The sequence below is a fragment of the Aquiflexum sp. genome, assembly GCF_977115555.1.
This window is the reverse complement of record NZ_CDSBKL010000213.1, coordinates 1-7,084: the sequence shown is the minus strand read 5'-3', so window position 1 is coordinate 7,084 and position 7,084 is coordinate 1. Positions and strand designations below refer to the sequence as shown.

The 7,084-nt window shown below is 38.6% G+C and carries 4 protein-coding genes; 1 reads left to right on the top strand and 3 read right to left on the bottom strand.

Features of this window, described 5'->3' with window-relative positions:
* Positions 1 to 181: 181 nt before the first annotated feature.
* Positions 182 to 640, top strand: coding sequence for a hypothetical protein (locus ACZFYI_RS12935; protein ID WP_462524547.1), 459 nt, complete (start codon positions 182 to 184; stop codon positions 638 to 640).
* A 267-nt stretch (positions 641 to 907) separates the two neighbouring features.
* Here ACZFYI_RS12935 and ACZFYI_RS12930 read toward each other — a convergent pair whose 3' ends face one another.
* Genes ACZFYI_RS12930 through ACZFYI_RS12920 form a run of 3 tightly spaced genes read right to left on the bottom strand, consistent with a single transcriptional unit; the run spans position 908 to position 6,679 of the window.
* Positions 908 to 2,347: an efflux transporter outer membrane subunit gene (locus ACZFYI_RS12930; protein ID WP_462524546.1), complete on the bottom strand. Its 1,440-nt coding sequence runs from the start codon at positions 2,345 to 2,347 to the stop codon at positions 908 to 910.
* Positions 2,344 to 5,508 (bottom strand): efflux RND transporter permease subunit, encoded by a 3,165-nt coding sequence (locus ACZFYI_RS12925; protein WP_462524545.1) that lies wholly within the window; start codon positions 5,506 to 5,508, stop codon positions 2,344 to 2,346. The genes ACZFYI_RS12930 and ACZFYI_RS12925 overlap by 4 nt, the downstream gene beginning before the upstream one ends.
* 7 nt (positions 5,509 to 5,515) lie before the next feature.
* Entirely contained in the window at positions 5,516 to 6,679 is a 1,164-nt protein-coding gene (locus ACZFYI_RS12920) for an efflux RND transporter periplasmic adaptor subunit (protein WP_462524544.1), read from the bottom strand.
* Positions 6,680 to 7,084 lie beyond the last annotated feature (405 nt).

Genomic DNA, 7,084 nt, shown 5'->3' with positions numbered 1-7,084 from the left:
ATAAAGTTAATTTTGGTATGTGCATTCATCTGAATACACATATTTAGAATTAAATTATATCAATTTGGTATTTTTTTGCCAGAATTTGAAATACTAGTAATCTGTATACCTCTGGTTTTTTAGGGTAAATTATTACCCATCATTAGTCGAAAATTAATTATATTCGAAAAAAAATAAAACTATGAAAAAAGGAATAATTACTCTCTTAGGAGTAATGGTATGTTTATTTGCGCAAGCGCAGAATACCGAAATGGAACTAATTCGCAGTGCTTTCCGCCTGGAAAAAAAAGCAATGGTCGCTGAATTCTTAGAGTTAGATAATGCTGAGTCTGATAAATTCTGGCCGATTTATGAAAAGTATGAACAAGAGAGGGCAGAAGCAGGTACCAGACGAATAAAAAATATTGAAGCCTATGCCAAAAAATATGAAAATATGGATGAAGCTACTGCAGAAGCCTTGGTAAAAGAAAGTATTTCCATTCAGAAAAAGGAGTTAGAGCTTCGTAATAAATATTATGGAATTGTAAAAAAGGAACTCTCAGTAACTACAGCAGCTCGATTTTACCAAATTGAAGATTTTATTTATATTGGTTTGTTGAATGAATTGAACAATCAAATTCCACTTTTGCTTAAAAAATAACTTTTAAGGGTAAATAATTGATTAATTCCTTAAGCTTTTAAAATCCCAATCTAATTAATGATTTCTTGGGAAATATGGTTAAGGGAAATTTATCCTAAAGTTTTACCTCAATTACTTAACAGGATTTGAAATATTATTAAATCAATTACCTAAGCTGTTATTGATGAAATTTGAAATGGGATTAATCAACATAGATTAATCCCATTTTTTTTCCTCTTTCATACTATTCTTGCTTCTTTTCGAAAGACAATTCCCCCTCTTATTTTTTTAAGGATTAATTAAACCCGACATTTCATCTTGATCAATCCATCCACCTCCTAAAGCTTTATAAAGATTGACATATCCAATAAATAACTTTTGGGTAGTTTCTGATAAGATAAGCTGTGCTTCAAAAGCTTGGCGTTGACTTTCAATTACCTCAAGATAACTAGTCACTCCTTTATCATAACGCTCTAAAGAAAGTTTTTGAGCATTTTTTGCAGCTTCCACATGGTCGGTCCTTGCTTTTAATTCAACTTTTGTTGTTGATATTTCAACCAAAGCATCCTCCACTTCTTTAAAAGCAGTAATTACAGTTCTTTCATATTCGTAGGTTGCCTGCTCTGTACGTTTTCTTTCTAATTCCACACGTCTTTTATTCTTATTGAACTGAAAAATGGGGCCAATCAATGTTCCGCCAATTGCAAAGGCGGCAGGATTTAATGTAAGTGCTGATAACTCGCTACTTGCTGAACCAAACAAGCCTGTAATTCCTATGGAAGGAAAACGTTGAGCAATAGCGACACCAATTCTAGCAGTCTGTGCGTGTAACAGCATCTCAGACTGGAGAACATCAGGCCTTCTTTCCATAAGCATTGAGGGCAGGCCTACAGGGATATCAGGAGGGAATGATTGATCAAAAAGCTCATTTCCTGTAAGGATCGGTCGAGGATTTTGCCCTAGTAAGATTGAAAGTGCATTCTCTGTTTGGGCAATTTTTCTTGTATAAAATGGGACAGCAGCTGCAGCAATGGCCCGTTGGATTTGGGCCTGATTGAGTTCGATCTCGGCCACAATTCCCTCATCATACCTAGCTTGAATAATTTTCAATGAATGCTCCCTCAGAATAAGATTCTGGACTGAAATATATGATCTCCATCTAAAATCGAGAAGCTGGTAGTAGGTAGAAGCAATTTGTGAAATTAAACCTATTTGGACGGATCTTTTACCATATTCTGAAGCTACTAATTCCGCCCTGGCTGCTTCATTTGCTCTTCTGAATTTACCCCAAAAGTCTATCTCCCAATTTAATGTTCCAAATCCTGTATAAAGGTTAACTGCATTCAGTTCTGGAGTTGTAGGCAGGCCGTTTATAACATTTCCTCTTAGTGCTCCTGCGGAATAACCAAAGGTGGGAAACAAGTCTGCTTTGGTAATTCCCAATGCAGCCTGTGACTGTTCTATTCTGCTAGAAGCAATCAATAGATCTTTATTTTCCCTAAGGCCAATCGTAATAAGTGTATCAAGAACAGGTTCCTCAAATAATTCCCACCAGCTGATATTCAAAACAGAATCTGTCATGGCGATTTGAAGACTGTCAAAACGATACACAGTCGAGGGATCTATTTCATTTCGCACTGGTTTAAATCCCGGGCCAACCTTACAGCTAAAAAATGTAGCAGCCGAGATGATGCCTAATAAGATAAATTTAAATTTACTCTCCATCATTTTATATTTTCAGTTGCCTTTTTTTGCTCTTTATCTCGTTTTTTCTCATATCCGGCTATCTTTCCAATAAGGATAAATAACATTGGGTAAAAGAACACCCCTAGGACAGTTGCCATAGACATTCCTCCAAGTAAAGCCATGCCCATTACTTTCCTCGATTCTGCTCCCGTACCCGATGCGATTACCAAAGGGAATACACCGAGTATAAATGAGAACGCTGTCATAAGAATAGGCCGGAATCTGGATTTGGCCGCTTTAATTGCCGCATCAAAGAGGCTCAATCCGGCTTTAAATTCTTCATTGGCAAATTCTACAATCAGAATTGCATTTTTGGCGGCCATACCTATGAGCATCACAAATGAAACCTGGGCAAAGATGTTATTTTCAAAAGTTGGGCTAAATAACCTGCCAACCCAAAGGAAAATAAGAGCTCCAAAAATAGCAAAGGGCGTTCCTAAAAGGATGGAAAGAGGCAGAGACCAGCTTTCATACTGCGCAGAAAGGATCAGAAACACGAATACCAACGAGAATGTAAGAATAATACCTAAAGAACCTGATGCTTTCTTTTCCTGAAATGACATGGCATTCCAGCTGTAACTCATATCGGCGGGCAATACCTCGGCGGCAACTTCTTCCAAAGCATTCATGGCCTGTACAGAACTATATCCAGGGGTAGGTCCTCCTGTAACTTCAACAGATCGGTACAAATTAAATCTATTTGTATAATCTGGCCCTGAAATAGGCTTTACGGTTGCAATGGTGGCCAATGGCACCATATCTCCATTATTATTTTTTACGAAGAAATTATTGATTTGTCTTTCATCAACTCTATATTCAGGTTCTGCCTGGATATAGGTTTTGTATAGGCGTCCGAACCTTGTGAAATCGTTTACATAAGCGCCACCCATAAATGCGCCAACAGTAGTGTATAAATCCTTTAGGGAAACACCAAGTTTAAGTGCTTTTTCTTTATCTATTTCCATGAATCGTTGTGGTACATTGGCCTGGAAAGTAGTGAATGCACTTCCAATTTCAGGTCGTGAATTTGCCGCTTGAATAAATTTCATGGTGTTTTCCGACAGGTAAGCGGGTGTATTTCCTCCCCGATCCTGTATCATAATACTAAAACCTGAGCCGTTCCCCAAACCTGGAATAGCGGGTGGGCCAAAAGAAATTGCCTGGGCGCCTTTTATTTTTTCCGAGAGCTTTTGGTTGATTTCAATAATCATATCTTTGGCAGTACGGTCTCTTTCCCCCCAATCAACTAAAGAAACAAACATTGACCCAGTGTTCGGAATCATCGATCCGCTTAGCATGCTATATCCCGTAGCATTCAAAACATATTTAACTTCAGGGTATTCCAGCAGGATTTCTTCAATTTCACTTGAAATAACTTCAGTTCTTTGTAATGAAGCTGCATTCGGTAATTGAATGTTCACAAAGAAGTAACCCATGTCTTCTTCCGGAATAAACCCTCCGGGTACCAATTTGATAAATATGCCAGCTCCTACAGTCATTATAACAATGAATACCACACCTCTTTTAAGTTTTCTGGACACCACATTGGTAAGACTCATGTAGGCATCTGTGGACTTGTCCATCCCTTTATTGAATTTAGCAAAGAACCAACCTAACGCCCCTTTGTACGGAACCGGTTTTTTTAGGAGGATGGAGCAAAGCGCGGGACTAAGAGTCAGGGCATTTAGTGAAGAAACTAGTACCGATACAACAATGGTAATGGCAAATTGCTGGTACAAAATACCTGTAATACCGGCCATTCCTGCTACCGGGATAAACACGGCAACCAATACCAGGGTTGTGGCAATCACCGGGGCGGTAACCTTCTTCATCGCATCAATAGTTGCCTCGCGCGCATTCATTCCCTTATCTATATTCACCTGAACAGCTTCAACTACTACAATGGCGTCATCTACTACAATCCCTATGGCAAGTACAAGCCCCAGAAGCGAAAGTACGTTAATGGTAAAACCAAGCATGGGAAAAAACATAAAGGTTCCAATCAGGGAAACCGGAATTGCGAGCGTAGGAATGAGAGTAGCTCTCCAGTCCTGGATAAAGACAAAAACAACCAATATGACCAGTACGAGGGCTATAATTAGTGTGATGACAATATCTCTTATTCCTGCTGTAATAGGTAAGGTAGTATCAAGCCCAACTTCATATTTTAGACTTTCAGGAAAGTCTTTTGCAAGCTGGTCCATTTCTGTAATTATGTTTTGGGCAAGTTCAACTGCATTTGATCCCGGAGCCTGATATAAGGCAATGAGAGCACAGGTTTGCTTGTTAAAACGAGGAACCATATTGTACGTTTCCACGCCCAGGTTTACAGTGGCAATATCTCCTATTTTTACCTGTGAACCATCAGGCTGGGTCCTTACAACTATTTCTTCAAATGCTTTAGCCGAATTAAATCGTTCAGGCAAACGAACGGTATAGGTAAATTCCGTACCCGGTGGTGCAGGCTCATCGCCAAACTTCCCTCCTGGAACCACAACGTTCTGTTCATTGATTGCTGTTAGCATCTCAGGTACAGTAATACCCATTTTCGACAGCTTATCGGGTTTCACCCAGATTCTCATAGAGTAGTCTGCAGCGCCCAGCACATCAACTCTTCCAATTCCTTTTACACGCGCCAACTGATCTTTTATGTTAATCAAAGCATAGTTACCCAAAAAATCCTGATCATATCTGCCATCTGATGTCAAGGCTATAGCCATCATTATATTCGGCAATGATTTTTTCGTGGTAACACCATATTTGGTAACATCTTGCGGAAGTTTTGCTGAAGCAGCTGAAACCCTGTTTTGAGAGAGAACTGTATTCATGTCCGGATCGGTACCAACGTCAAAGGATATTTGAATGACCATACTACCGTCATTTGCATTGCTCGATTTCATGTAGAGCATATTGTCGACACCGTTAATCTCCTGCTCCAAAGGAGTCGCAACAGACTCTTCTACCGTGATGGCATTGGCTCCGGTGTAATTTGCTCTCACCTCCACAATTGGCGGTGTTAAACTTGGGTATTGTTCTATTGGAAGATCAATTAATGAGACCGCTCCAACAATAATGATCAGAATAGCCAATACCATAGCTACAATAGGTCTGCGAACAAAGAAGTTACCTGAGTTTTCAGTCATAGTTTAATTAATTTTTAGTAGATTGACTTTGAAACTCTATAAGCATTGGTATAATTTCCATGCCAGTCGAAACTTTTTGTAAACCATCAATTACAACTTGTTCATTTTCCTTTAAGCCTTCGGTGATCAGCCATAGGTCGTCAATCCTGCCACCGGTTTGGACCGGTCTTGATTTTACAATATTGTCTTCGCCTACAACATATACAGAATATTGACCCTGCAGTTCAGTAACGCATTTTTGAGGCACAAGAATTGCACCTTTGGCTACTTCAAATTCTAAACGCACTTTTGCGAACATTCCTGGTCTCAGTAGTCCTTTCTGATTGTCAAATGTTGCCTGTACCAAAATAGATCCAGTATTTACATCAATTTCTCTCCCCAGGAATTCAACACTTCCCTTCTCTTCATATTCAGTTCCGTCCCCAAGGATCAAAGTCAGATTATTTTCATTTTTCGGGTTCTTACGATCTTTCGTTCCTTTTTCCGCCACAGGTTGATTAAATTCCCGGGCTAGTATTAAATACTCTGCTTCTGTAAGAAAAAATTCAACCCGCATTTTACTAATATCTGATACAACGTTTAGAATCACAGGGTTAGGCTCCCGCCCGACAAATTCCCCTGTTCGCGCCTCCGTTTTACCTATAAGGCCATTAATTGGTGACAGGATTCTCGTATAACTCAGATTTATTTGAGTCATTCTTAAATTTGCTTTAGCGGCTTCTACTGAAGAAATTGCTGCATCCCTGCTCGCCTGCGCTGCATCAAGATCACTTTTACTTACCGCATTAATTTCAGCCAGTGGTTTATATCTGGCTAATTCATTTTCAGCATTGACCAGATATGTCTGAGCTTCTGCAACCGTACTTTCCATGGAAGCAACTGCTGCAGCGAATGGCTGTGAATCAATGGTATAAAGTAATTGCCCTTTTTTTACGGGATACCCTTCATCAAAGTGCACTCCTTCTAAAAACCCTTCTACCCGGGCCCTTATGGGGATATCTTGAAATCCATATATCTGTCCCACAAACTCCTTGTAAATTGGGACATCTCTTTGAATTACTTTCACCACTTGTATCTCTTGAAGTGATGCTTCCATTTTATTCCCGGAATCCGTGCATGACATGGTTTTTCCCAACAAAATTATAAACAGAGCGTATTTGATTTTTTGCATAATGAACCTTCAGCGATATTTTATTTTAAAGTTAAGATAAAAAAGTAAAGAGGGTTTGAATCTTAAATTAAATAAGTGAATTTTTTCAGTTTTTGCTTATAAAATCACTTATAAACTGTTGTTTTTTTGTAAAAGCTGAAATAAAAAGTCATGAGTAATAAGCGTTTATTAGTTTGAAAAAAAGGAAGGATAGATTGAATGTAATGAGTAAAAGACAGTTTTTTGAAAAAGTAAAAATCAACATCCACATGCGTGAAAATATAAATGAGTTGGTCGAGAATTTTTTATTATCTTCTATTGTAGATCAAAAGTAAATCTCAATTATCGCCGACTTTTATAATAAGTAAATCTGTTTAAAACCACAAAAAAATCAGACAATATGGTTTCTTGAAAGCTGACCATTCC

Bases quoted from the DNA above. Each gene is read 5' to 3' on its own strand.
- ACZFYI_RS12920 (WP_462524544.1), bottom strand. From the start codon at position 6,679: ATGCAAAAAATCAAATACGCTCTGTTTATAATTTTGTTGGGAAAAACC.
- ACZFYI_RS12935 (WP_462524547.1), top strand. From the start codon at position 182: ATGAAAAAAGGAATAATTACTCTCTTAGGAGTAATGGTATGTTTATTT.
- ACZFYI_RS12930 (WP_462524546.1), bottom strand. From the start codon at position 2,347: ATGATGGAGAGTAAATTTAAATTTATCTTATTAGGCATCATCTCGGCT.
- ACZFYI_RS12925 (WP_462524545.1), bottom strand. From the start codon at position 5,508: ATGACTGAAAACTCAGGTAACTTCTTTGTTCGCAGACCTATTGTAGCT.